Source organism: Kitasatospora sp. NBC_01246 (assembly GCF_036226505.1).
GTDB lineage: Bacteria > Actinomycetota > Actinomycetes > Streptomycetales > Streptomycetaceae > Kitasatospora.
The window spans coordinates 3,128,628-3,155,037 of sequence record NZ_CP108484.1 but is presented as its reverse complement, the minus strand read 5'-3'; the positions used below and the strand labels follow the sequence as shown (position 1 = coordinate 3,155,037).

At 68.7% G+C, this 26,410-nt stretch carries 14 protein-coding genes and 3 rRNA genes; 16 read left to right on the top strand and 1 reads right to left on the bottom strand.

Features of this window, described 5'->3' with window-relative positions; all coding sequences use genetic code 11:
• Positions 1–299 precede the first annotated feature (299 nt).
• Complete coding sequence (gene eccCa / locus OG618_RS13755) at positions 300–4,247, bottom strand: type VII secretion protein EccCa (protein ID WP_329487698.1); 3,948 nt, start codon at positions 4,245–4,247, stop codon at positions 300–302.
• A gap of 513 nt (positions 4,248–4,760) precedes the next feature.
• On the opposite strand from eccCa, the gene eccD reads away from it, so the two are divergent.
• The 16 genes from eccD (at position 4,761) to OG618_RS13675 (ending at position 26,325) form a co-directional block, all read left to right on the top strand.
• The gene (gene eccD, locus OG618_RS13750) at positions 4,761–6,218 is read left to right on the top strand and encodes a type VII secretion integral membrane protein EccD (protein ID WP_329487697.1); all 1,458 of its coding nucleotides are present in this window, start codon (positions 4,761–4,763) and stop codon (positions 6,216–6,218) included.
• Positions 6,219–6,381: 163 nt separating this feature from the next.
• Positions 6,382–6,672, top strand: a complete 291-nt coding sequence (gene rpsO, locus OG618_RS13745; protein ID WP_030397713.1) for a 30S ribosomal protein S15 — start codon at positions 6,382–6,384, stop codon at positions 6,670–6,672.
• Positions 6,673–7,135: 463 nt separating this feature from the next.
• Complete coding sequence (locus OG618_RS13740) at positions 7,136–9,343, top strand: polyribonucleotide nucleotidyltransferase (RefSeq protein WP_329487696.1); 2,208 nt, start codon at positions 7,136–7,138, stop codon at positions 9,341–9,343.
• Positions 9,344–9,426: 83 nt separating this feature from the next.
• Positions 9,427–10,803: a M16 family metallopeptidase gene (locus tag OG618_RS13735; RefSeq protein WP_396491716.1), complete on the top strand. Its 1,377-nt coding sequence runs from the start codon at positions 9,427–9,429 to the stop codon at positions 10,801–10,803.
• Between the two features lie 14 nt (positions 10,804–10,817).
• Positions 10,818–11,573, top strand: a complete 756-nt coding sequence (gene dapB / locus OG618_RS13730) for a 4-hydroxy-tetrahydrodipicolinate reductase (protein WP_329487694.1) — start codon at positions 10,818–10,820, stop codon at positions 11,571–11,573.
• Positions 11,574–11,580: 7 nt separating this feature from the next.
• A complete protein-coding gene (locus tag OG618_RS13725; RefSeq protein WP_329487693.1) occupies positions 11,581–12,042 on the top strand; it encodes a hypothetical protein in 462 nt (153 codons plus the stop codon).
• Positions 12,039–12,770 (top strand): FAD-dependent thymidylate synthase, encoded by a 732-nt coding sequence (thyX, locus tag OG618_RS13720; protein WP_329487692.1) that lies wholly within the window; start codon positions 12,039–12,041, stop codon positions 12,768–12,770. Before OG618_RS13725 ends, thyX begins: the two co-directional genes overlap by 4 nt.
• A 215-nt stretch (positions 12,771–12,985) precedes the next feature.
• Positions 12,986–13,885, top strand: coding sequence for a 4-hydroxy-tetrahydrodipicolinate synthase (gene dapA, locus OG618_RS13715; protein ID WP_329487691.1), 900 nt, complete (start codon positions 12,986–12,988; stop codon positions 13,883–13,885).
• 170 nt (positions 13,886–14,055) lie between these two features.
• Positions 14,056–15,741 (top strand): ribonuclease J, encoded by a 1,686-nt coding sequence (locus OG618_RS13710; RefSeq protein WP_329487690.1) that lies wholly within the window; start codon positions 14,056–14,058, stop codon positions 15,739–15,741.
• Positions 15,742–16,211: 470 nt separating this feature from the next.
• Positions 16,212–17,735: ribosomal RNA gene (locus OG618_RS13705) — 16S ribosomal RNA — on the top strand.
• 278 nt (positions 17,736–18,013) lie between these two features.
• Positions 18,014–21,134 (top strand): 23S ribosomal RNA (locus tag OG618_RS13700).
• 86 nt (positions 21,135–21,220) lie between these two features.
• Positions 21,221–21,337: ribosomal RNA gene (rrf, locus tag OG618_RS13695) — 5S ribosomal RNA — on the top strand.
• The 16S, 23S and 5S rRNA genes sit together here, the layout of an rRNA operon.
• 336 nt (positions 21,338–21,673) lie before the next feature.
• Positions 21,674–24,358 (top strand): sensor histidine kinase KdpD, encoded by a 2,685-nt coding sequence (locus OG618_RS13690; protein WP_329487689.1) that lies wholly within the window; start codon positions 21,674–21,676, stop codon positions 24,356–24,358.
• A gap of 38 nt (positions 24,359–24,396) precedes the next feature.
• Positions 24,397–25,077, top strand: a complete 681-nt coding sequence (locus OG618_RS13685) for a response regulator (protein WP_329487688.1) — start codon at positions 24,397–24,399, stop codon at positions 25,075–25,077.
• 73 nt (positions 25,078–25,150) lie between these two features.
• Entirely contained in the window at positions 25,151–25,558 is a 408-nt protein-coding gene (locus tag OG618_RS13680) for an OB-fold nucleic acid binding domain-containing protein (RefSeq protein ID WP_329487687.1), read from the top strand.
• A 2-nt stretch (positions 25,559–25,560) separates the two neighbouring features.
• Positions 25,561–26,325 carry a DUF3159 domain-containing protein gene (locus OG618_RS13675; RefSeq protein ID WP_329487686.1) on the top strand — a complete coding sequence of 255 codons (765 nt, stop codon included), beginning with the start codon at positions 25,561–25,563 and terminating at the stop codon, positions 26,323–26,325.
• Positions 26,326–26,410: the final 85 nt, after the last annotated feature.

Genomic DNA, 26,410 nt, shown 5'->3' with positions numbered 1-26,410 from the left:
TGATCACCGACGGTGATTGTCACGCATGTCCGACTTGTTACCTCTGCCACATCGCGCTTGAATCCAAGGTGAACAGAGCATTGCGCGCGCTCATTCCAAGGCTGATGCCCGGCTCGGAGAAGGTCGCCCAGGCGGCTTCCCGGCGCCGGTCACCGCCCGCCCGGGGTGCGGGAACCGCAGCCCAGGGCCGGAAAGATCTCCATAACGTTTCAGCACGTGGACGCGGAAGGGGCCGGGCTCCTCGGAACCCGACCCCTTCCCTCACTTTCCGTCACCGCCACCGGGGGCGGCCGCTCCCGCTACGCCGACGGCAACCAGCCCGTCTGCACCATCTGCCCGCTGGTGATCCGGCGCGAGACGAACACGCCCCGGCCCGGCGGCAGCGGCTGCGGCTTGACCGTGCCCAGCAGCGCGCCCTCGTCCTTGTTGCCGGAGAGGATCACGCCCTGGCCGCCCAGCTCCCGCATCCGCTGCATCACCGGCTCGTAGAGCGAACGCCCGGCGCCGCCCGCGCTCCGCGCGATGATCATGCGCAGGCCGATGTCCCGGGCGAACGGCAGGAACTCGGCCAGCGGCGCCAGCGGGTTCCCCGAACCGGTCGCCACCAGCTCGTAGTCGTCCACGATCACGAACATGTCCTTGCCGCTGTACCAGCTGCGGTTGCGCAGCTGGTCGGCGGTCACGTCCGGACCGGGGAGCCGGCGCGAGCAGGCCCCGCGCAGCATCTCCACGATGCTGGTCATGGCCGGCTGCGCGGCCGCGTACTCGACCAGGTACTCCTGCGGCACCGCGCCGAGCAGCGCGCGCCGGTAGTCGCCGACCACGATGCCGGCCTGGTCCGGGGTGTACCGCTCGGTGATCTGCTTGATCAGCATCCGCAGCGTCGCCGACTTACCGGACTCGGTGTCGCCGAAGACGATGAACAGCGGGTCCGTCTCGAAGTTGACGAACGCCGGCGCCAGCTCGACCTCGTCCACGCCGAAGGCGACCCCGCGCTCCGGGTACTCGAAGCCCTTCGGCAGCGAGTGGCCGTCCAGCACCGCCGGCAGCATCCGGACCTGCGGCGCGCGCGGGCCCGTCCAGGCCGCGTCCACGGCGGCGACCAGCGCGGTCACCCCGTCCTGGAGGTCGTCCACCGAGGACGAGCCGTCCAGCCGGGGCAGGCCGGAGAGGAAGTGCAGCTTGCCGGAGGTGACGCCGCGCCCCGGCAGGGCCGGGATGTTCTGCGCCACCCGGCGGTCCACCTCGGACTCCATCGCGTCACCGAGCTTGAGCTCGGTCCGGTTCTGCAGCAGGTCCTTCAGCGCCGGGCGGACCTCCGCGTAGCGGGCCGCCGTGATGATCAGGTGGACGCCGTACCCGAGACCGCGCTGGGCGACGTCCCCGATCACCGGCTCCAGCATCTCGAACTCCTGCTTGAAGGTGTTCCAGCCGTCGATCATCAGGAAGACGTCGCCGAACTGCTCGTCCGGCAGCTGACCGCTGGCCCGCCGGGCCCGGTAGGTCGCGATCGAGTCGATCCCGGTCGCCCGGAACAGCTCCTCGCGCCGGTTCAGCACCCCGTGCACCTCGCTGATCATCCGGCGCACCTTCTCGGCGTCCAGACGGCCGGCCACCCCGCCGACGTGCGGCAGGCCCTGCAGCGACTGGAAGCCGCCGCCACCGAAGTCCAGCAGGTAGAACTGCGCCTCCAGCGGCGTGTGGGTGAGCGCGAACCCGGCCACCGTGGTGCGCACCAGCGTCGACTTGCCGGACCGCGGGCCGCCCACGATCAGACCGTGACCGGCCGCACCCGAGTAGTCCTGGTGCAGCACGTCGCGGCGCTGCTCGCGCGGCCGGTCCACGATGCCGACCGGCACGTTGAGCCGGCCCAGCGCGCCGAAGCCCGGCGAGGTGAGACCGCGCTCCGCGGTCGCCTGCAGCGGCGGCAGCAACTGGTCGACGCTGGGCGCCTCGTCCAGCGGCGGCAGCCACACCTGGTGCGCGGCCGGGCCCTGCCCCGCCATCCGCTGCACGAAGACGTCCAGCACGGTGTCGACCAGCGCGTCGTCCTGCTCCACGACCTCCGGCTCCACCTCCTGCACCGGCGGCTCCAGCACCGGCACCTCGGCCGCGGTGAACAGCACCGGCTGCGCCGTCACCAGCCGCCCGCCGGTCGACCGCTGCTGCCCCGGCGCCCGGTAGGGCCCCGAGACGTACGCGGCCTTGAACCGGTCCATCACGTCGGTGCCGAACTTCAGGTAGCCGACACCCGGCACCGGCGGCAGGTGGTACGCGTCCGGCACACCGATGGCCGCCCGCGACTCGGCCGCCGAGAAGGTGCGCAGACCGATCCGGTACGACAGGTAGGTGTCCAGACCGCGCAGCTTGCCCTCCTCCAGGCGCTGCGAGGCCAGCAGCAGGTGCACGCCCAGCGAACGGCCGATCCTGCCGATCTGGATGAACATGTCGATGAAGTCCGGCTTCGCGGTGAGCAGCTCGGAGAACTCGTCGATGATCAGCACCAGCGAGGGCAGCGGGTCCAGCGCCGCACCAGCCGCGCGCGCCCGCTCGTACTCGTTGAGGTTGGCGTAGTTGCCGGCCGAGCGCAGCAGCTCCTGCCGGCGGTTCATCTCGCCCTCGATCGCGTCGCGCATGCGGTCGACCAGGGTGAGCTCGCCCTCCAGGTTGGTGATCACCGCCGAGGTGTGCGGCATGTCCGCCATCCCGGCGAAGGTCGCGCCGCCCTTGAAGTCCGCGAGGACGAAGTTCAGCGTCTCCGAGGAGTGCGTCATCGCCAGGCCCAGCACCAGGGTGCGCAGCAGCTCCGACTTGCCGGAGCCGGTCGCGCCGACGCAGAGGCCGTGCGGGCCCATGCCTTCGAGCGCCGCCTCCTTGATGTCCAGGTAGACGTGCTCGCCGCCGGCCCCGACGCCGATCGGCACCCGCAGCTTCTCGTGCTGCGCCCGCGTCCGCCAGCTGCGCGTCACGTCGAACGAGCCCGGGTCGCCCGAGTTCATCAGCTCGGTGAAGTCCAGGTTGGACAGCAGCGGTTCGTCGTCGCCGCCGGCCGAGATCCGGTACGGCGCCAGCTGCCGGGCCAGGGCCTCGGACTGCCAGGTGGAGAGCGTGTCCGGGGTGCCGGAGTACGTCGCGCCGGAGGCCGAACGCAGCACCAGCTCGTCCGGGGTCACCGTCACGATCAGGTGGCCGGTCGGCTCGTCCAGGTCGCCCGGGACCACCTCGACGATGGTCACCCCGTGCACGCCCTCGGCGCCGGCCAGCAGCGAGTCGTGCGGGACGGACGCGCCGTCCATCACGACGATGATGTGCGGCTGGTCCGAGGACGGCGCCGCGTCGCGCACGAAGCGCTGGCGCCCCGCCAGTTCGTCCTGGAGCAGGTACTCCAGCTCACCGAGGCCGGTGGCGATCAGCCGGCGCGAACCCGCGCCGTCGCTGTCCTTGCGGTGCTGGTTGTGCGGGAGCCACTTGGTCCACTCCCACTCCTCCACCGCGCCCGGCGCCGCGGCCACCGTCACCAGCAGGTCGTCCGGCGAGTGCAGCGTCGTCAACTGGGCGATCATCGCCCGGACGTTGCCGTACACGGTGTCCGGGTCGCCGCACACCGTGATGTGGTAGAAGGCGCGCAGCGAGACCGCCAACGGCAGGTCCTGCAGCGTGCCGTGGGCCTTGAGGAAGGTGTGCATGGCGGCCGCGGCGAGCGGCTCCAGCTCCTCCATCGGCGCGGTCTGCGGCGCCACCAGCGGGGTCGACAGCTGGACCGGCCCCCGGCCGACCCGGATCTGGGCGAAGTCGGCGTCCCCGGTGCGGCGTTCCCAGAGCCGGCGGCCGTCCGCGACGATCGACCAGAGCTGGTCCGGCTCCGGGTTCAGGAACAGCTGCGCGCCGCGCTGGCGCTCCGCCGTGCGGCGGACCTGGCGGCGCATCTGCTGCAGGTACTTCAGGTAGTCGCGCCGCTCGTCGGCGGTGGCGGTGGAACCGCCCTTGCGCGCCCGCACGATCTGCGCCAGCGCCATGCCGACGGTCGAGACGACCATCAGGCCGCCCATGATCTTCATCGGGGCCTGTGCGCCGGGCGAGAAGAAGAACACCGCCGACCCGCCCATGCCGAGCATCGGCAGCAGGCTCATCATCCAGTCCTCGCCGCCCGACCGGGGCAGCTCGGGCGGGGTGACCAACTCCACCGGTTCGTCCGGCACCGCCGGGGGATAGGCCCGCGCGGGGCGCTTGACCGTGATCACGCTCATACGCACCCCACCCCGCGGTTTCGAACGGTCTGATCGTTCACTTCGGCATCAGCCCTCACGCAAACTGGATACGTACGGGTGAGGGCGCCCCGTGTGACGCCGCCCCCGCTCCGCCGACCGCAGGCACCCGGGGAGGAGCGCGGCCCCTGCCCCCGTCGCCTTGCGCAGGGGCCGATCCTACTGGGGCGCTTTCCGGCGGATCAGCCAGGGCGGCCCCGTGGTGCCCGGGGCCCCGCCGGCCGCCGTTCCACCGGCCCCTGCGCGCCGGTGGGCGGGAACGGAACGGGTAGGGTAACGCCGCGCCAACTCATGGCCGGATCGAGTCAGTTCCAGCCCCGACCGGCCCGCGCCAGCAGCCAGCAGGAACCGCCGCCGGTACAGCGGCACCGTCAACAAGGGGGAGCGCCCAGTGCGTCGAGCGATCGAGGGGTGCGCAGTGAGCGAGCGGAACGAGCCACTCGTCAGGGAAGCGCGCCGTTCCCGGCACGCGTCGAGCGTCCGCGAGGTGGGGGCATGAGCACCTCCGCCGCGACCGGCTTCTGCCGCGTCACCGTCGTCGCCCCGGACAGCCGGATCGACGTCGCCCTGCCCGAGGACGTCCCGCTCGCCGACGTCTACCCCGAGGTGCTGCGGCTCTCCGGGCAGACCCAGCCCGACGGCGCCCCGACCGGCTTCCACCTGGTCCGCCGCGACGGCACCGTGCTGGACAGCGGTCTGCCGCTCGCCGCGCAGCAGGTCCGCGACGGCGACCTGCTCAGCCTGCGCCCGTTCGCCGAGTCGCTGCCGCCGGCCGTCTACGACGACGTCGCCGACGCCATCGCCACCGCCGTCGAGGCCGACCGCCGGTTCTGGAGCCCCGAGTTGATGCGGGCCTTCGGCCTGATCGGCGCCGGCGTGCTGCTCACCCTGCTCGGCTTCGCGCTCTGGTTCTCCGACCTGCGCCACGACATGCACGGCCTGCCCGGCGTCCTGTCCGGCGTCATCGCCGTCGTGCTCACCGCCCTGGCCGGCGTCCGCGCCCGGGTGTACCAGGACGCCTGGGCCGCGCTCGCGCTCGGCCTCGGCGCGCTGCCGCACGCCCTGATCGGCGGCAGCGGCCTCATCGCGGTCGCCCACCCGTGGGACGGCCCGGGCCGGCTCCAGTTCCTCACCGGCTGCGTCGCCGTCCTGGTGGTGGCCGTCCTGCTGGTCGGCCTGCTGCCGGAGAAGGACTCGCTGTTCGTGGCCGCCGCCTTCGTGTCCGCCGCCGGCGCGCTGGCCACCTTCGCGGCCGTCCTGCTGCCGTCGACCCCGGCCAACCACATCGCCGCGGTCACCGGCGTCGCCGCCGTCGCCGTGATCGGCTTCCTGCCCGGCCTCTCCGCCCGGTTCGCCCGGCTGCCCGTCGGCTTCAGCGCCCCCGGCCAGACCCGGACCCGCAGCCGGGACTACGACGAGGAGGCCGGCCGCGCCGAGGCCGTCCAGTACGAGCGCATCGCCCACCAGGCCCGCCGCGGCCACGAGGTGCTGGTCGGCCTGGTCGGCGGCTGCGCCGCGGTGATCGTCGGCACCTGCGCCGTCCTCGGCTTCACCGACGAGCTCTTCCCGGAGCTGCTCGCCCTCACCCTCGGCATCGCCACCATGCTGCGCGCCCGGCTGTTCCGCTACACCGCGCAGGTCTTCAGCCTCACCATCGCCGGCCTGTTCGGCCTGTCGCTGCTGATCGTCGGCCTCTCGCTGCACACCCCGCTGTTCATCCTGAAGGCCGCCAGCTCCACCGACGTGGACCTGCGCACCATCTGGCTGGCCACCTCGATCGCCTTCGGCGCCGCGGTGCTCACCGCGATCGCCCTGGTGGTGCCCCGACTCGGCGTCTCGCCGTTCTGGGGGCGCATCCTGGACCTGGTCGACAGCCTCACCCTGATCGCCCTCGTCCCGCTGGCGCTGGGCGTGCTGGAGGTCTACGGCCTGGTCCGCGGTGCCACCGGCTGACCGGTCGCACCGGGCACACTGGTACGCTTGCCCTTCGAGTGCAGCAGGGTGTCCGCCCCTCGCGGGTCGCCGACCGCCGGCCGCACTCAGTCACGACACCGAGTTCTCGCAGAGTCCTGTGCCGTAGACCAGGCCCGCTCGGTACCACCTCAAAGGAGTTGCAGTGGCTCTCGCCTCTGACGTCAAGAAGCAGATCTTCGCCGAGTTCGGCCAGAAGGAGGGCGACACCGGCTCCCCCGAGGTCCAGGTCGCCATGCTCTCGCGCCGCATCTCGGACCTGACCGAGCACCTCAAGGCCCACAAGCACGACCACCACTCGCGTCGTGGCCTGCTGATCCTGGTCGGCCAGCGCCGCCGCCTGCTGCAGTACCTGGCCAAGAAGGACATCGAGCGCTTCCGTACGCTCGTCGACCGCCTGGGCATCCGCCGCGGTGCCGCCGGTGGCGCCCGCTAAGACCGCCGCTCGGGGCGGCTCCCCACACCGGGGAGCCGCCCCTCGCGCGTATGCCGCGGTCGCCGACCCGCGACCCGGCACCGCATAACAACTCGCGCGCACCTCCCCTGGTGGCCGAGGATTGCACCGTAGGGTTGTGGGCATGCCGGGTGATGGCGCGACACCGCGCCACCCGGGCGAAAGACCCCGACCCCCCGCGGGACGAAGGCTTCAAACGGAAGCCGCCCGCATCCGAGAGAGCGTCCAGACGCGGACCGCCCGCCCCGGCCCGGCAGCCGAGAGGCGCCGGTCCTCGGTAGTGGCCGCCGGAAGCCCCGCAGACCGAGCGGGGCCCACCGGAGGCTTCGATCGAAGACCGGCCCGACTGCCTTCCTCTGCGCAAGAGCGCACGAGGGCCCCGGGCCACCGGCAGCGATGCGCGGGGGCGCTCTCCCGGAGACGTACGAAAGAGGAGATCTTCCAGGTGGAAGAGAACGTGTTCTACGCCGAAGCCGTGATCGACAACGGTTCCTTCGGCACCCGTACCATCCGCTTCGAGACGGGCCGCCTGGCCCGTCAGGCCGCCGGCTCCGCCGTGGCCTACCTGGACGACGACACCATGGTGCTGTCGGCCACCAGCGCCTCCAAGCAGCCGAAGGAGCACTTCGACTTCTTCCCGCTGACCGTGGACGTCGAGGAGCGGATGTACGCCGCCGGGCGCATCCCCGGCTCGTTCTTCCGTCGCGAGGGCCGGCCCTCCGAGGACGCGATCCTCACCTGCCGCCTGATCGACCGCCCGCTGCGCCCGTCCTTCGTCAAGGGCCTGCGCAACGAGATCCAGGTCGTCGTCACCGTGATGGCGCTCAACCCCGACCACCTGTACGACGTGGTGGCCATCAACGCCGCCTCCGCGTCCACCCAGCTGGCGGGCCTGCCGTTCTCCGGCCCGATCGGCGGCGTCCGCGTCGCGCTGATCAAGGGCCAGTGGGTGGCCTTCCCGACCCACTCCGAGCTGGAGTCGGCCGTCTTCGACATGGTCGTCGCCGGCCGCGTCCTGCCCGACGGTGACGTCGCGATCATGATGGTCGAGGCCGAGGCCACCGACAAGACCATCAAGCTGGTCGAGGGCGGCGCCGAGGCGCCGACCGAGGACGTCGTCGCCGCCGGTCTGGACGCCGCGAAGCCGTTCATCAAGGTGCTCTGCGCCGCGCAGTCCCAGCTGGCCGCCCAGGCCGCCAAGCCCACCGGCGAGTTCCCGGTCTTCCTGGACTACCAGGACGACGTGCTCGCCGCCCTGACCGCCGCGGTCAAGGACGAGCTGGCCCAGGCGCTCACCATCCCGGGCAAGCAGGAGCGCAACAACGAGCTGGACCGCGTCAAGGCGATCGCCGCCGAGAAGCTCCTGCCGGAGTTCGAGGGTCGCGAGAAGGAGATCAGCGCCGCGTACAACGCGCTGACCAAGAAGGTCGTGCGCGAGCGCGTCATCAAGGACAAGGTCCGCATCGACGGCCGCGGTGTCACCGACATCCGCACCCTGGCCGCCGAGGTCGAGGCCATCCCGCGCGTCCACGGCTCGGCCCTGTTCGAGCGCGGCGAGACCCAGATCCTGGGTGTCACCACGCTGAACATGCTGCGCATGGAGCAGCAGCTGGACACGCTCTCCCCGGAGACGCGTCGCCGCTACATGCACAACTACAACTTCCCGCCGTACTCGGTCGGTGAGACCGGCCGCGTGGGCTCGCCCAAGCGCCGCGAGATCGGCCACGGCGCGCTGGCGGAGCGGGCGATCCTGCCCGTGCTGCCGACCCGCGAGGAGTTCCCCTACGCGATCCGCCAGGTCTCCGAGGCGCTGAGCTCCAACGGCTCCACCTCGATGGGCTCGGTCTGCGCCTCCACCATGTCGCTGCTGAACGCCGGTGTGCCGCTGAAGGCCGCCGTCGCCGGTATCGCCATGGGCCTCATCTCGCAGGAGATCGACGGCGAGACGCACTACGTCGCGCTGACCGACATCCTGGGCGCCGAGGACGCGTACGGCGACATGGACTTCAAGGTCGCCGGTACCCGCAACTTCATCACCGCGCTGCAGCTGGACACCAAGCTGAACGGCATCCCGGCCTCCGTGCTGGCCGCCGCGCTGAAGCAGGCCAAGGACGCCCGCCTGCACATCCTCGACGTGATGAACGAGGCCATCGACGCGCCCGACGAGATGTCGCCGAACGCGCCGCGCATCATCACCATCAAGATCCCGGTGGACAAGATCGGTGAGGTCATCGGCCCCAAGGGCAAGATGATCAACCAGATCCAGGAGGACACCGGCGCGGACATCACCATCGAGGACGACGGCACCATCTACATCGGTGCGGTCGACGGTCCCTCGGCGGAGGCTGCCCGTACGACGATCAACCAGATCGCCAACCCGACCATGCCGGAGGTCGGGGAGCGCTACCTGGGCACCGTGGTGAAGACCACGACGTTCGGCGCGTTCGTTTCGCTCATGCCGGGCAAGGACGGCCTGCTGCACATCTCGCAGATCCGCAAGCTGGCCGGTGGCAAGCGCGTGGAGAACGTCGAGGACGTGCTCGCCGTCGGCGCCAAGGTCCAGGTCGAGATCGCCGAGATCGACCCGCGCGGCAAGCTCTCGCTGATCCCGGTCGTCGAGGGCGAAGAGGGTGGCGAGGCCGCTTCCGAGTGAAGCGCCGCTAGCCCCCCGGTTCGATAGAAGCGGCCGCGGCCCGCACGCCCCGTCGGCGTGCGGGCCGCACCCTGTTGTTGCACATGCTTTCTACGGAGGTACACCCCGTGGCCCAGGCCTCGGCGGCGAAGCAGCGCCCCGGCACCACCCGGACCCTGCTCAAGGGCGTGGACGGCGCCGGCACGGTGCGCCGCACCGTCCTCCCCGGCGGCCTGCGGGTCGTCACCGAGACCCTGCCGACGGTGCGCTCCGCGACCTTCGGCATCTGGGTCGGAGTCGGTTCGCGGGACGAGACCCCCCAGCTCAACGGAGCCACGCACTACCTGGAGCACCTGCTCTTCAAGGGCACCGAGCGGCGCAGCGCGCTGGACATCTCGGCCGCCCTGGACGCGGTCGGCGGTGAGATGAACGCCTTCACCGCCAAGGAGAACACCTGCTACTACGCCAGGGTGCTCGACACCGACCTGCCGCTCGCCATCGACGTGGTGTGCGACATGCTCACCGGCTCGCTGATCCGCCCGGAGGACGTCGAGGCCGAGCGCGGCGTCATCCTGGAGGAGATGGCGATGGCGGAGGACGACCCGGGTGACGTGGTGCACGACCTCTTCGCCAAGGTGATCTTCGGCAGCGGCCCGCTCGGCCGCCCGATCCTCGGCACCCAGGAGACGGTCAACGGGCTCACCCGCGACCAGATCGCCGGGTTCTTCCACCGCCGCTACAAGCCCGAGCACCTGGTCGTCGCCGCGGCCGGCAATCTCGACCACCGCAAGGTGGTCCGCCAGGTCGAGAAGGCCTTCGCGGCGCTGCTGGCGCGCTCCGGGGCCGAGCCCGCCGAGGCCCGCCGCGGCGTCAAGGCCGTGCGCACCGCCGGCAAGGTCGAGGTGCTCAACCGCTCCACCGAGCAGGCCCACCTGGTGCTCGGCGTGCCCGGGGTGCCGCGCCACGACGAGCGCCGCTGGGCGATGGGCGTGCTGAACGCGGCACTCGGCGGCGGGATGAGCTCGCGGCTGTTCCAGGAGGTCCGGGAGAAGCGCGGCCTGGCGTACTCGGTGTACTCGTACTCGTCCTCCTACGCGGACAGCGGCCTGTTCGGCATCTACGCCGGCTGCCAGCCCAAGCGCGTCGAGGAGGTGCTGCGGATCTGCCGCGAGGAGCTCGCCAAGGTGGTCGCCGACGGCATCACCGAGGAGGAGCTGCGCCGGGCGATCGGCCAGATCTCCGGCTCCACCGTGCTCGGCATGGAGGACACCGGCTCCCTGATGAACCGGATCGGCAAGGCCGAGCTGAGCTACGGCCACCACCTCTCGGTGGACGACATGCTGGCGAGGATCGCGGCCGTGACCCTGGACGACGTCCACGCGGTGGCCCGTGACGTGCTGGGCGCGCACCGGCCCTCGCTGGCGCTGATCGGTCCGATCAACGACAAGCGGGCCGCCCGGCTCGCCGACCTGCTGGTCTGAAGGGACTTCTCACCATGACGCTGCGTGTCGCCGTGATCGGCGCCAAGGGCCGGATCGGCTCCGAGGCGGTCAAGGCCGTCGAGGCCGCCCCCGACCTGGAGCTGGTCGCCGCCCTGGGCCGGGGATCGGACCTCGACGAGCTGACCCGGGCCGGGGCCCAGGTCGCTGTCGAGCTGACCCACCCCGACTCGGTGATGGCCAACCTCGACTACTGCGTCCACCACGGCATCCACGTCGTCACCGGGACCACCGGCTGGGACGACGCGCGGCTGGGCGAGCTGGAGGGCTGGCTGATGCCGGGCGGCGAGCCGCGGCCGCTCGGTGTGCTGGTCGCGCCGAACTTCTCGCTGGGCGCGGTGCTGGGCATGAAGTTCGCCCAGACCGCCGCCAGGTACTTCGAGTCGGTCGAGGTCGTCGAGCTGCACCACGACCGCAAGGCCGACGCGCCGAGCGGTACGGCCACCCGGACCGCGCAGCTGATCGCCGCGGCCCGCGCCGAGGCCGGCCGCCCGCCGCAGCAGGACCCGACCACGCACAGCCTGCCCGGTGCCCGCGGCGCGGACGTGGACGGGATCCCGGTGCACGCCGTCCGGCTGCGCGGCCTGCTGGCGCACCAGCAGGTGATGTTCGGCGACACCGGCGAGACCCTCACCATCCGGCACGACTCGCTGCACCACAGCAGCTTCATGCCGGGCATCCTGCTCGGGGTGCGCAAGGTCGTCGAGAACCACGGTCTCACCGTGGGCCTTGAGAACTTCCTGGACCTGTGAGCGACCGGTGACCTCCCGTACCGGTTTCTTCGTCCTCTCCGGCGTGCTGCTGCTGGTGGCCCTGGTCTGCGTCGGCGAGGGCGTCCAGCTGATCGCCACCGGCAAGCCGCTCGGCATCGGCCTGGGCCTGTGCGCCTTCGTCGTCCCGCCGATCGGGGTCTGGTTCCTGCGCCAGACCGTCCGCTTCGGCCGGGCCAGCGAGCGGCTCGCCCGCGAGCTGGAGGCCGAGGGCGGCCTGCCGGTGGACGAGCTGAAGCGCACCGCCGGCGGCCGGATCGACCGGGACTCGGCCGACGCGGTGTTCGCCCGCCGCAAGGCCGAGGCGGAGGCCTCGCCCGGCGACTGGCGGGTCTTCTTCCGCCTCGCGGTGGCGTACGCCGACGCCGGCGACACCCCGCGCGCCCGTAAGACCATGCAGCACGCGATCCGGCTGCACCGCACCAACGAACCCGCAAGGAGTACCGCGTGACCGACGAACCCACCGCCCCCAGGTTCCGCAGCGATGTCACCGTGGAGCTGGTCCGCAGCTCCGCCGCCGACTCGGACGTCATCTGGGCGGCCCGGGTCTCGACGGCCGGGGAGCAGTCCCTGGAGGCGTTGCAGCAGGACCCGGAGAAGTCCACCGGTCTGATCAACTACCTGATGCGGGACCGGCACGGTACGCCGTTCGAGCACAACTCGATGACCTTCTTCATCAGTGCGCCGATCTTCGTCTTCCGGGAGTTCCACCGCCACCGCAGCGGCTGGTCGTACAACGAGGAGTCCGGCCGCTACCGCGAGCTGCAGCCGGTGTTCTACGTGCCCGGTGAGGAGCGCAAGCTCGTCCAGCAGGGCCGCCCGGGGCGCTACGAGTTCGTCGAGGGCACGCCGAAGCAGTTCGACGTGGTCGCCGAGCAGATGGAGGCCGCCTACCAGGGGGCCTACCGGGCGTACCAGGAGATGCTGGCGGCCGGTGTCGCCCGCGAGGTGGCCCGGGCCGTGCTGCCGGTCGGCCTGTTCTCCTCGATGTACGCGACCTGCAACGCCCGCTCGCTGATGCACTTCCTGTCGCTGCGGACCAAGAAGGAGAACGCCGCGGTGCCGTCGTTCCCGCAGCGCGAGATCGAGATGGTCGCCGAGCAGATGGAGGAGCAGTGGGCCCGGCTCATGCCGCTCACCCATGCGGCCTTCGAGAAGCACGGCCGGGTCGCCCCCTGAGCTGGGGTGACAGGCATATGGGCGGCTTGCCTGGCATGTCTGGATTGCGGCTTTTCTAGCCGCTCCCTACGCTCGTGACACGGATTCCGGTGCTGCGTGAACCCCCGAGCATGCAGCACCGGAATCCCATCTTTGTGCCGCTCCGCGCGCCACACCTGTCCGAACCCTGGACCGGCCTGGGTACCGCCCCACCGCCTACGAGTAGTTTTGGACGCATGGCTCCGACCTCCACCCCCCAGACGCCGTTCGGCCGGGTCCTGACCGCGATGGTGACCCCGTTCACCGCTGACGGCGGGCTCGACCTCGACGGCGCCCAGCGCCTCGCCGCACACCTCGTCGACGCAGGCAACGACGGCCTCGTCCTCAACGGCACCACCGGTGAGTCCCCGACCACCAGCGACGCCGAGAAGGCCCGGCTGGTCCGCGCCGTCGTGGAAGCGGTGGGGGACCGCGCCCACGTGGTGGCCGGTGTCGGCACCAACGACACGCACCACAGCGCCGACCTCGCCCGCCAGGCCGAGGCGGCCGGGGCCCACGGCCTGCTGGTCGTCACGCCGTACTACAGCAAGCCCCCGCAGGAGGGCCTGTACCGGCACACCACGCACATCGCGGACGCCACCGGCCTGCCGGTCATGCTCTACGACATTCCCGGCCGCAGCGGTGTCGCGCTGAGCCACGAGACGCTGGTCCGGCTCGGCGAGCACCCGCGGATCGTCGCCAACAAGGACGCCAAGGGCGACCTCGGCGCCGCCGCCTGGGCCATCGCCCGCTCCGACCTGGCGTGGTACTCCGGCGACGACATCCTCAACCTGCCGCTGCTCTCGGTCGGCGCCGTCGGTGTGGTCAGCGTGGTCGGGCACGTGGTCGCCGCGGAGCTGCGCAGCATGCTCGACGCCTACCTGGGCGGGGATGTGGCCAAGGCCACGGCGATCCACCAGAGCCTGCTGCCGGTCTTCAGCGGTATGTTCCGCACGCAGGGTGTCATCCTCACCAAGGCGGCCCTGGAGCTGCAGGGCCGGCCCGCCGGCCCGCTCCGGCTGCCACTGGTCGGCGCGACTTCCGAGGAGATCGCGCAATTGAAGAAGGATCTCGCCGCCGGCGGGGTACACCTGTAACAGACAAGACGTGCGCGCCCCGGCTCGCCGGACCTCCCAGGAGGGCCGCCGCTGGACCGGAACGAAGGCGTGAGAGTACTTACCCAGTAGGAAACCGACACTGAGTACGCACGCCATATGTCTCTCGGGGAGGACCCCAGGCATATGGCGTGCGTCGTGAGGAGAGTCTTTTGAGCCACCCGCATCCCGAACTCGGCGCGCCCCCGGCCCTCAAGGAGGGCGCCCTGCGCATCACTCCGCTCGGCGGCCTCGGCGAGATCGGCCGCAACATGACGGTCCTCGAATTCGGGGACCGCATTCTCATCGTCGACTGCGGGGTCCTCTTCCCCGAGGACGAGCAGCCCGGCGTCGACCTGATCCTCCCGGACTTCAGCTACATCCGGGGCCGGCTCGACAAGATCGACGGCATCGTGCTGACCCACGGGCACGAGGACCACATCGGTGCCGTCCCGTTCCTGCTCCGGGAGAACCCGGACATCCCGCTGATCGGGTCGAAGCTCACCCTGGCGCTGATCGAGGCCAAGCTCGCCGAGCACCGCATCCACCCGTACGTGCTGGAGGTGAAGGAGGGCGACCGCGAGCGGATCGGCCCCTTCGACTGCCAGTTCATCGCGGTCAACCACTCCATCCCGGACGCGCTGGCCGTCGCCGTGCGCACGCCCGCCGGCATGGTGGTCGCCACCGGTGACTTCAAGATGGACCAGCTGCCGCTCGACGGCCGCCTCACCGACCTCCCGGCTTTCGCCAAGCTGGCCGAGGAGGGCATGGACCTGCTGCTGGTGGACTCCACCAACGCCGAGGTCCCCGGCTTCATCCCGCACGAGCGGGACATCTCGGCCGCGCTGCGGAACGTCTTCGCCAACGCCGACAAGCGCATCATCGTCGCCTCCTTCGCCAGCCACGTGCACCGCATCCAGCAGGTGCTGGACGCCGCGCACGAGTACAAGCGCAAGGTCGCCTTCGTCGGCCGCTCGATGGTCCGCAACATGGGCATCGCCCGCGACCTCGGCTACCTGAAGGTCCCCGGCAACCTGGTCGTCGACGTCAAGCAGCTGGACGACCTCCCGGACAAGGAGGTCGTGCTGATCTGCACCGGTTCGCAGGGCGAGCCGATGGCGGCGCTGTCCCGGATGGCCAACCGCGACCACCAGATCCGCATCGTCGAGGGCGACACCGTCATCCTGGCCTCGTCGCTGATCCCCGGCAACGAGAACGCCGTGTACCGGGTGATCAACGGCCTGACCCGCTGGGGCGCCAAGGTCGTGCACAAGGGCAACGCCAAGGTGCACGTCTCGGGCCACGCCTCGGCCGGCGAGCTGCTGTACTTCTTCAACATCTGCAAGCCGCGCAACCTGATGCCGGTGCACGGCGAATGGCGCCACCTGCGCGCCGCCGCCGACCTGGGCATCGCGACGGGCATCCCGAAGCACCGCACGGTCATCGCGGAGGACGGCGTCTGCGTCGACCTGGAGAACGGCGTCGCCCGCATCGTGGGCAAGGTGCAGGCCGGCTACGTCTACGTCGACGGTTCGTCCGTCGGCGACATCACCGAGGCGTCCCTGAAGGACCGCCGGATCCTCGGCGAGGAGGGCTTCATCTCGGTCTTCGTGGTGGTCGACTCCACCAACGGGAAGATCGTGGGCGGTCCGACCATCCAGGCCCGCGGTTCCGGCATCGACGACAAGGCGTTCGCCCCGGTGACGGCCAAGCTCCAGGAGGCACTGGACCGCTCGGCGGGCGACGGCGTCCTGGAGATCCGCCAGGTCCAGCAGCTCGTGCGCCGGACCATGGGCAAGTGGGTGGCGGACAACTACCGCCGCCGGCCGATGATCCTGCCGGTCGTCGTCGAGGTCTGAGCCTCCCCACGGCCAGTTTGACGTGGGGCAACCCGGTGCGTAGTGTTCTCCGGGTTGCCCCACGGGACGGCCTGCCGGAAGTTCTCGAACGAAATTCGAGAACAACAGGCGAAAAACGGCCCGAGAAACTCTGCTAGAGTTCGGGAGCGCCGAAAGGCAAAAGCCGATCAGGTAAATGAAACTCCGGAAAACGGAGCGGAAAACATCTGGTAAGCTGGAAACACGAAAGAACGAAGCGCCCGGAGGGCCCGCTGGAAGGCGGTCCGAAGGAAGTGTCCGTTCCTTGAGAACTCAACAGCGTGCCAAAAGTCAACGCCAGATATGTTGACATCCCCGGCCTTGATCCTTGTGATCGGGGTTGGAGATTCCTTTATGAAGTAAACACTAGCGAGGACGCAGTGCGCGGGGCCGCCCTATTCCGGTGGTTGCCGTGCCGCTCGACGCGAGTGCGGCTCGATTACGGGCAGACATTCACGGAGAGTTTGATCCTGGCTCAGGACGAACGCTGGCGGCGTGCTTAACACATGCAAGTCGAACGGTGAAGCCCTTCGGGGTGGATCAGTGGCGAACGGGTGAGTAACACGTGGGCAATCTGCCCTGCACTCTGGGACAAGCCCTGGAAACGGGGTCTAATACCGGATATGACCTTCCTCCGCATGGGGGTGGGTGTAAAGCTCCGGCGGTGCAGGATGAGCCCGCGGCCTATCAGCTTGTTGGTGGGGTAATGGCCTACCAAGGCGACGACGGGTAGCCGGCCTGAGAGGGCGACCGGCCACACTGGGACTGAGACACGGCCCAGACTCCTACGGGAGGCAGCAGTGGGGAATATTGCACAATGGGCGAAAGCCTGATGCAGCGACGCCGCGTGAGGGATGACGGCCTTCGGGTTGTAAACCTCTTTCAGCAGGGAAGAAGCGCAAGTGACGGTACCTGCAGAAGAAGCACCGGCTAACTACGTGCCAGCAGCCGCGGTAATACGTAGGGTGCGAGCGTTGTCCGGAATTATTGGGCGTAAAGAGCTCGTAGGCGGCCTGTCGCGTCGGATGTGAAAGCCCGGGGCTTAACCCCGGGTCTGCATTCGATACGGGCAGGCTAGAGTGTGGTAGGGGAGATCGGAATTCCTGGTGTAGCGGTGAAATGCGCAGATATCAGGAGGAACACCGGTGGCGAAGGCGGATCTCTGGGCCATTACTGACGCTGAGGAGCGAAAGCGTGGGGAGCGAACAGGATTAGATACCCTGGTAGTCCACGCCGTAAACGTTGGGAACTAGGTGTTGGCGACATTCCACGTCGTCGGTGCCGCAGCTAACGCATTAAGTTCCCCGCCTGGGGAGTACGGCCGCAAGGCTAAAACTCAAAGGAATTGACGGGGGCCCGCACAAGCAGCGGAGCATGTGGCTTAATTCGACGCAACGCGAAGAACCTTACCAAGGCTTGACATATACCGGAAACGGCTAGAGATAGTCGCCCCCTTGTGGTCGGTATACAGGTGGTGCATGGTTGTCGTCAGCTCGTGTCGTGAGATGTTGGGTTAAGTCCCGCAACGAGCGCAACCCTTGTTCTGTGTTGCCAGCATGCCTTTCGGGGTGATGGGGACTCACAGGAGACTGCCGGGGTCAACTCGGAGGAAGGTGGGGACGACGTCAAATCATCATGCCCCTTATGTCTTGGGCTGCACACGTGCTACAATGGTCGGTACAAAGGGCTGCGATGCCGCGAGGCGGAGCGAATCCCAAAAAGCCGGCCTCAGTTCGGATTGGGGTCTGCAACTCGACCCCATGAAGTTGGAGTTGCTAGTAATCGCAGATCAGCATGCTGCGGTGAATACGTTCCCGGGCCTTGTACACACCGCCCGTCACGTCACGAAAGTCGGTAACACCCGAAGCCGGTGGCCTAACCCGTAAGGGGAGGAGCCGTCGAAGGTGGGACCAGCGATTGGGACGAAGTCGTAACAAGGTAGCCGTACCGGAAGGTGCGGCTGGATCACCTCCTTTCTAAGGAGCACATGGCCGCTTGCAGGCGAATGTTCTGCACGGTCGCTCATGGGTGGAACGTTGACTATTCGGCACACTAGGTAGGGTCTGTCAGTACTGCTTCGGCGTGGAAAACAGTTCTCTGGTTGGTGTGTCGGGCACGTTGTTGGGTCCTGAGGGAACGGCCGTATGGTCGTTGCTTCAGAGATGCCGGTCTCACTTGAGGCAGCCTGTATGGGTTGTCGATGGTGGGTGACTGGTCGTTGTTTGAGAACTGCACAGTGGACGCGAGCATCTGTGGCCAAGTTTTTAAGGGCGCACGGTGGATGCCTTGGCACCAGGAACCGATGAAGGACGTGGGAGGCCACGATAGTCCCCGGGGAGCCGTCAACCAGGCTTTGATCCGGGGGTTTCCGAATGGGGAAACCCGGCAGTCGTCATGGGCTGTCACCCATACCTGAACACATAGGGTATGTGGAGGGAACGCGGGGAAGTGAAACATCTCAGTACCCGCAGGAAGAGAAAACAACCGTGATTCCGGGAGTAGTGGCGAGCGAAACCGGATGAGGCTAAACCGCGATGGTGTGAGACCCGGCAGGGGTTGCCATCGCGGGGTCGTGGGATTCTTCTTGATCGGTCTGCCGGCCGGTCGACGAGTCAGAAACTGTATGGGTAGTCGAAGGACATGCGAAAGGTCCGGCGTAGAGGGTAAGACCCCCGTAGACGAAATCTGTACGGCTCGTTTGGAGAACACCCAAGTAGCACGGGGCCCGAGAAATCCCGTGTGAATCTGGCGGGACCACCCGCTAAGCCTAAATATTCCCTGGTGACCGATAGCGGATAGTACCGTGAGGGAATGGTGAAAAGTACCGCGGGAGCGGAGTGAAATAGTACCTGAAACCGTGTGCCTACAAGCCGTGGGAGCGTCGTTCATCAGCTTGCTGATGGGCCGTGACTGCGTGCCTTTTGAAGAATGAGCCTGCGAGTTTGCGGTGTGTAGCGAGGTTAACCCGTGTGGGGTAGCCGTAGCGAAAGCGAGTCCGAATAGGGCGATACAGTTGCATGCCCAAGACCCGAAGCGGAGTGATCTAGCCATGGGCAGGTTGAAGCGGAGGTAAGACTTCGTGGAGGACCGAACCCACCAGGGTTGAAAACCTGGGGGATGACCTGTGGTTAGGGGTGAAAGGCCAATCAAACTCCGTGATAGCTGGTTCTCCCCGAAATGCATTTAGGTGCAGCGTCACGTGTTTCTTGCCGGAGGTAGAGCACTGGATAGGCGATGGGCCTCACCGGGTTACTGACCTTAGCCAAACTCCGAATGCCGGTAAGTGAGAGCGTGGCAGTGAGACTGTGGGGGATAAGCTCCATGGTCGAGAGGGAAACAGCCCAGAACACCGACTAAGGTCCCTAAGCGTGTGCTAAGTGGGAAAGGATGTGGAGTCGCAGAGACAACCAGGAGGTTGGCTTAGAAGCAGCCACCCTTGAAAGAGTGCGTAATAGCTCACTGGTCAAGTGATTCCGCGCCGACAATGTAGCGGGGCTCAAGCACATCACCGAAGTCGTGTCATTGCAGCATATAGGGCCAACGCCTGCTGTGATGGGTAGGGGAGCGTCGTGTGCCGGGTGAAGCGGCGGTGGAAACCAGTCGTGGACGGTACACGAGTGAGAATGCAGGCATGAGTAGCGATACAAGAGTGAGAAACTCTTGCGCCGATTGACCAAGGGTTCCTGGGTCAAGCTGATCTGCCCAGGGTAAGTCGGGACCTAAGGCGAGGCCGACAGGCGTAGTCGATGGACAACGGGTTGATATTCCCGTACCCGCTTTGAAGCGCCAACGTCGAACCTCTTGATGCTAAGCCCGTGAAGCCGGCCCGGAGTCTTCGGACAAAGGGACGTGGTGGAGCCGGTGACCCAACAGGGTAGTAGGTGAGCGATGGGGTGACGCAGGAAGGTAGTCCAGCCCGGGCGGTGGTTGTCCCGGGGTAAGGGTGTAGGCCGAGTGATAGGCAAATCCGTCACTCATTAAGGCTGAGACCTGATGCCGAGCCGATTGTGGTGAAGTGGATGATCCTATGCTGTCGAGAAAAGCCTCTAGCGAGTTTCATGGCGGCCCGTACCCCAAACCGACTCAGGTGGTCAGGTAGAGAATACCGAGGCGTTCGGGTGAACTATGGTTAAGGAACTCGGCAAAATGCCCCCGTAACTTCGGGAGAAGGGGGGCCATTCCTGGTGATGAGTCTTGCACTCTGAGCTGGGGGTGGCCGCAGAGACCAGCGAGAAGCGACTGTTTACTAAAAACACAGGTCCGTGCGAAGCCGTAAGGCGATGTATACGGACTGACGCCTGCCCGGTGCTGGAACGTTAAGGGGACCGGTTAGCTTGGATTCGTCCGGGCGAAGCTGAGAACTTAAGCGCCAGTAAACGGCGGTGGTAACTATAACCATCCTAAGGTAGCGAAATTCCTTGTCGGGTAAGTTCCGACCTGCACGAATGGCGTAACGACTTCTCGACTGTCTCAACCATAGGCCCGGTGAAATTGCATTACGAGTAAAGATGCTCGTTTCGCGCAGCAGGACGGAAAGACCCCGGGACCTTTACTATAGCTTGATATTGGTGTTCGGTTCGGCTTGTGTAGGATAGGTGGGAGACTTTGAAGCAGCAACGCCAGTTGTTGTGGAGTCGTCGTTGAAATACCACTCTGGTCGTGCTGGATGTCTAACCTGGGTCCGTGATCCGGATCAGGGACAGTGTCTGGTGGGTAGTTTAACTGGGGCGGTTGCCTCCTAAAGAGTAACGGAGGCGCCCAAAGGTTCCCTCAGCCTGGTTGGCAATCAGGTGTTGAGTGTAAGTGCACAAGGGAGCTTGACTGTGAGACTGACGGGTCGAGCAGGGACGAAAGTCGGGACTAGTGATCCGGCGGTGGCTTGTGGAAGCGCCGTCGCTCAACGGATAAAAGGTACCCCGGGGATAACAGGCTGATCTTCCCCAAGAGTCCATATCGACGGGATGGTTTGGCACCTCGATGTCGGCTCGTCGCATCCTGGGGCTGGAGTAGGTCCCAAGGGTTGGGCTGTTCGCCCATTAAAGCGGTACGCGAGCTGGGTTTAGAACGTCGTGAGACAGTTCGGTCCCTATCCGCTGTGCGCGTAGGAGTGTTGAGAAGGGCTGTCCCTAGTACGAGAGGACCGGGACGGACGAACCTCTGGTGTGCCAGTTGTCCTGCCAAGGGCATGGCTGGTTGGCTACGTTCGGGAGGGATAACCGCTGAAAGCATCTAAGCGGGAAGCCTGCTTCGAGATGAGCACTCCCACCTCCTTGAGAGGGTAAGGCTCCCAGTAGACGACTGGGTTGATAGGCCGGATATGGAAGCCTCGTAAGGGGTGGAGTTGACCGGTACTAATAGGCCGAGGGCTTGTCCTCAGTTGCTCGCGTCCACTGTGTTGTTCTGAAACAACGACCCCCATGACATGGCCTGTCGTGGGTGCGGTTGATAAGTTTCATAGTGTTTCGGTGGTCATAGCGTGAGGGAAACGCCCGGTTACATTCCGAACCCGGAAGCTAAGCCTCACAGCGCCGATGGTACTGCAGGGGGGACCCTGTGGGAGAGTAGGACGCCGCCGAACAATCATTCCAAAGAACCCCCCGATCCTTACGGATCGGGGGGTTCTTTGCGTTTCCGGCAAGGCGATCCCGGTCAGCCCGAAGAGGCCCGAAGAGGCCGGGAAAGACCCGAAGAGGCCCGGAGAGGTCCGTAGACCACCGTGCGGCCGAGGGCACGCGGGGCCGTGGGGCGGCCGGCGGTGCCCCGGCCAGGCCGTTCCCGCCGTCAAAATGCCGCTAAAACTGCCTGATCAGCGGCCGGATCGCTGGAGAATCGCAGGCCACGCCGTAGTCTCCAAGGTGAGGGGAACACGTGTCCGGGGTGGTCCCCGGTACCGGCCGGATCAAGAATGGTGCACATGGGACGCGGCAGGCTGCGGATCTACCTCGGAGCGGCGCCCGGGGTCGGCAAGACGTACGCCATGCTCTCCGAGGCGCACCGGCGGCGGGAGCGCGGCACGGACGTGGTGGTCGGCTTCGTCGAGGACCACGGGCGGCGGCACACCGCGGAGCTCGTGGACGGCCTGGAGGTCGTCCCCCGCCGCGAGCTGGACCACCGGGGCGCCGCGTTCACCGAGATGGACCTGGACGCCGTACTGGCCCGCCGTCCGCAGGTGGTGCTCGTCGACGAACTCGCGCACACCAATGTGCCGGGCTCCCGCACCGCCAAGCGGTGGCAGGACGTCGAGGAGCTGCTGGCGGCCGGCATCGACGTCATATCGGCCGTGAACATCCAGCACCTGGAGTCCCTGGGCGACGTCGTCGAGGGGATCACCGGGGTCCGGCAGCGGGAGACCGTGCCGGACGAGGTGGTGCGGCGGGCCGACCAGCTCGAACTGGTCGACATGTCGCCCCAGGCCCTGCGCCGGCGGCTGGCCCACGGCAACGTCTACGCGCCGGAGAAGGTCGACGCGGCCCTCGCCAACTACTTCCGCCCCGGGAACCTGACCGCACTGCGCGAACTGGCCCTGCTCTGGACGGCCGACCGGGTCGACGAGTACCTCCAGAAGTACCGGGCCGAGCAGGGCATCAAGGGCACCTGGCAGGCGCGCGAGCGGATCGTGGTCGGCCTGACCGGTGGGCCGGAGGGGGCGACCCTGATCCGCCGGGCGGCCCGGATCGCGGCCCGCGGCTCCGGCGGCGAACTGCTCGCCGTCCACATCTCCCGCTCGGACGGACTGGCCGGCTCGGGATCCGGCTCCTCCCAGACGCTGATCGAGCAGCGGGCGCTGGTGGAGAACCTCGGCGGCAGCTTCCACGCGGTGCTCGCCGACGACCCCGCCGCCGGGCTGCTGGACTTCGCCCGCGGGGTGAACGCCACCCAGATCGTGCTGGGCACCAGCCGCCGGCCCGCCTGGCAGTACCTCTACGGCCCCGGCGTGGGCACCACGGTGACCAGGGCCTCCGGCGACATCGACGTGCACATCGTCACGCACGAGCAGGCCGCCAAGGGCCTGGGCCGGGTCCCGATCCGCCGGGTCACCGACCTCGGCCGGTCGCGGACCGTCGCGGGCTGGCTGATCGGCCTGGGCGGCCCGCCGCTGCTGGCCCTGCTGCTGACCCACGTCGACGGCCTCGGGCTCTCCACCGACATGCTGCTGTTCCTGTCCCTGACGGTCTGCGCGGCGCTGGTCGGCGGTCTCTTCCCGGCGATCGGCGCGGCGCTGGTCGGATCCTCGGCGCTGAACTACTACTTCGCCCCGCCGATCCACACCTTCACCATCGACGAGCCGCAGAACATCATGGCGGTGGCGATCTTCACCGCCGTCGGCATCGCCGTCGCGTCCGTGGTGGACCTCGCGGCCCGGCGGACCCACCAGGCGGCCCGCAGCCAGACCGAGGCACAGACGCTCAGCGCGCTGGCCGGCACGGTGCTGCGGGGCGCGCCGAGCGGGGACGGCGTCCTGACCGCGCTGCTGGAGCAGGTCCGGGAGACGTTCCAGCAGGACGCCGCCGCGTTGCTGGAGCGGCCCGATCCGCTCGGGCCGTGGCAGTCGGTCGCCGCAGCCGGTCCGCGGCCGCCGCTGCGACCGGAGACCGCCGACGTGGACGTCCCGGTCGGCGACACGCTGGCGCTGGTGCTGCGCGGCCGGGTGCTGCCCGCCGAGGACCGCCGGCTGCTCGGCGCCTTCGCCGCCCAGGCGGCCGTGCTGCTGGAACGGCGCCGGCTGGCGGGGGAGGCCGTCGCGGCCCGGCGAGAGGCCGAGGGCAACCGGATCCGCACGGCGCTGCTCGCCGCCGTCTCGCACGACCTGCGGACCCCGCTGGCGGGCATCAAGGCCTCGGTCAGCTCGCTCCGCTCGGCGGACGTCGAGTGGGACGAGGCGGACGAGGCGGAGCTGCTGGAAGGGATCGAGGCGGGCGCCGACCGGCTCGACCACCTGATCAACAACCTGCTCGACATGAGCCGGCTGCAGACCGGCACCGTCACGCCGCTGATCCAGGAGACCGACCTGGACGAGGTGGTGCCCTTCGCCCTCGGCGGCGTGCCGCCGGAGGCCGTCCGGCTGGACGTCCCCGAGACGCTGCCGATGGTCCGGGCCGACGGCGGGCTGCTGGAGCGCTCGCTGGCCAACCTGGTCGAGAACGCCGTCAAGTACAGCCCGGCGGGCGTGAAGGTGCTGGTCAAGGCCGATGCCCTGCACCCGGTGGGCGGCCGGGGCCGGGTCGAGCTGCGGATCGTCGACCGGGGGCCCGGGGTGCCCGAGGACGCCAAGGAACGGATCTTCGCGCCGTTCCAGCGGTACGGGGACGCGCCGCGCGGGGCCGGGGTGGGCCTCGGGCTCGCGGTGGCGCGCGGCTTCGTCGAGGCGATGGACGGGACGGTCACCGCCGAGGACACCCCCGGCGGCGGTCTCACCATGGTCGTCACCCTGCCGGCCGTGGACCGGCCGCCGGAGCTGGCGGAGCGGGCCGACCCGGTCGAGCGGGCCGGCCGGGACGGGCCGGCCGAGCAGGCCGGGGCGCCCGAACGAGCCGAGCGCCCCGGGCCGTCCGGGCACCCCGCGACGGCCGGGCCGGCCGACCGCCCGTCCCCCCTATGACCACCACCCTTCCGACTGCTGTGAAAGGCGGAGCCCGTATGACCCGGGTCCTCGTCGTGGACGACGAACCGCAGATCGTCCGCGCGCTGGTGATCAACCTCAAGGCCCGCAAGTACGAGGTCGACGCGGCCCACGACGGGGCGGGCGCCCTGGAGCTGGCCGCCGCCCGCCACCCCGACGTGGTGGTCCTCGACCTCGGCCTGCCCGACATGGACGGCGTCGAGGTGATCAAGGGCCTGCGCGGCTGGACCAGGGTGCCGATCATCGTGCTCTCGGCCCGGCACGCCTCCGACGAGAAGGTCGAGGCGCTCGACGCGGGCGCCGACGACTACGTCACCAAGCCCTTCGGCATGGACGAGCTGCTCGCCCGGATGCGCGCCGCCGTCCGCCGGGCCGAGCCGGTGGCCGGTGAGGACGACTCGCTGGTGGTCACCGAGAGCTTCACCGTCGACCTCGCGGCGAAGAAGGTCAACCGGGACGGCGCCGACATCCGCCTGACCCCCACCGAGTGGCACCTGCTGGAGGTGCTGGTCCGCAACGCCGGCCGGCTGGTCAGCCAGACCCAGCTGCTCCAGGAGGTCTGGGGCCCGGCGTACCGGACCGAGACCAACTACCTGCGGGTCTACCTCGCCCAGCTGCGTCGCAAGCTGGAGCGGGACCCTTCGCACCCGCGCCACTTCATCACCGAGCCGGGCATGGGCTACCGCTTCGAGGGCTGACCCGAGGGCGCCCGGCCCCCTGGCCGCCGCCGCGGCCTGCCGCCACGGCTCCCAAAACCGGTACCCTTCCGACATGAGTGGTGACAACAGCAGCGACCAGCCGCAGGGCCGCTTCCGCCGCATGCTCAGCCGGCTGACCTCCTCCACGGAGGAGCTCCAGGCGGAGGAGCTGCGCCAGGAGATCGCGGCGGAGTCGGGCTGCACCCCGATCGCCAGTTGCGGGGACCGTCAACTGGTCACCGTCGCCGGCACCCTGCGAACGGTGACCCTCCGCCCGCGGGCCGGTGTGCCCGCGTTGGAGGCCGAGCTCTTCGACGGCACCGAGGCGCTGGACGTGGTCTGGCTCGGCCGGCGCTCCATCGCCGGCATAGAGCCCGGCCGCCGCCTGGTGGCCAGCGGCCGGATCGGCCACGCACGCGGGCGCCGCGTGCTGTTCAACCCCCGCTACGAACTGCGTCCGGTCGGACACGGGAGCGAATGAGCGTGAGCAACCACTCCGGCGGCGAGCCCGCCGCGCAGCTCGACCTGGTCGAGGCGGCTCCCGGCGAGGAGGAGGCCAGGCAGGCCGCCTCCCGCGAGGCGGCCTCCCGTGAGGCCGCCGACACCGTGATGCAGGCCTTCGGCGGTGTCCGCGGCATGGTCGACATGACGCTGCCCGGCCTGGTCTTCATCGTCACGTACAACATCACCCACCAGGTCCCCGCGGCCGCCTGGGCCGCGCTCGGCCTGAGCGGCCTGTTCGTGGTGGCGCGGCTGGCCCGGCGGGAGACCGTCCAGCACGCCTTCAGCGGTGTCTTCGGGGTCGCCATCGGCGCCTGGATCTCCATGAAGACCGGCAAGGCGGAGAACTTCTACCTGCCCGGTCTGCTCTGGAGCGTCGGCTACTGCATCGGCCTGGCCGTCTCGGCACTGGTCCGCTGGCCGATGATCGGGCTGATGCTCGGCCCGATCACCGGCGAGATGTTCACCTGGCGCAAGCAGAACCCGGGCCGGCTCGCGGCCTACACCAAGGCCACCTGGGCCTGGGTGGTGATCATGGGCATCAAGCCGGTGATCCTCTTCCCGCTGTACTTCACCCACAACGTCAACCTGCTCGGCTGGCTGAAGGTCGCGCTGGGCATCCCGCCGATGCTGCTGGCGATGTACGTCACCTGGCAGATCCTGCTGAAGGCGCCGCCGCCCATCAAGGCGCAGCTGGACGAGGAGCCGGCCGGGGACGGGGCCGAGGCGCCGCCGGGCGACCGGTAGCGGCGGCGGAGCCCGCCGCCGGGACAACGGCAGCGGGGCCCGCACTCGGATCCGAGTGCGGGCCCCGCTGCCGTGTCAGCCGTGG

Bases quoted from the DNA above. Each gene is read 5' to 3' on its own strand.
- eccCa (WP_329487698.1), bottom strand. From the start codon at position 4,247: ATGAGCGTGATCACGGTCAAGCGCCCCGCGCGGGCCTATCCCCCGGCG.
- eccD (WP_329487697.1), top strand. From the start codon at position 4,761: ATGAGCACCTCCGCCGCGACCGGCTTCTGCCGCGTCACCGTCGTCGCC.
- OG618_RS13735 (WP_396491716.1), top strand. From the start codon at position 9,427: ATGCTTTCTACGGAGGTACACCCCGTGGCCCAGGCCTCGGCGGCGAAG.
- dapB (WP_329487694.1), top strand. From the start codon at position 10,818: ATGACGCTGCGTGTCGCCGTGATCGGCGCCAAGGGCCGGATCGGCTCC.
- dapA (WP_329487691.1), top strand. From the start codon at position 12,986: ATGGCTCCGACCTCCACCCCCCAGACGCCGTTCGGCCGGGTCCTGACC.
- OG618_RS13690 (WP_329487689.1), top strand. From the start codon at position 21,674: ATGGGACGCGGCAGGCTGCGGATCTACCTCGGAGCGGCGCCCGGGGTC.
- OG618_RS13685 (WP_329487688.1), top strand. From the start codon at position 24,397: ATGACCCGGGTCCTCGTCGTGGACGACGAACCGCAGATCGTCCGCGCG.
- OG618_RS13680 (WP_329487687.1), top strand. From the start codon at position 25,151: ATGAGTGGTGACAACAGCAGCGACCAGCCGCAGGGCCGCTTCCGCCGC.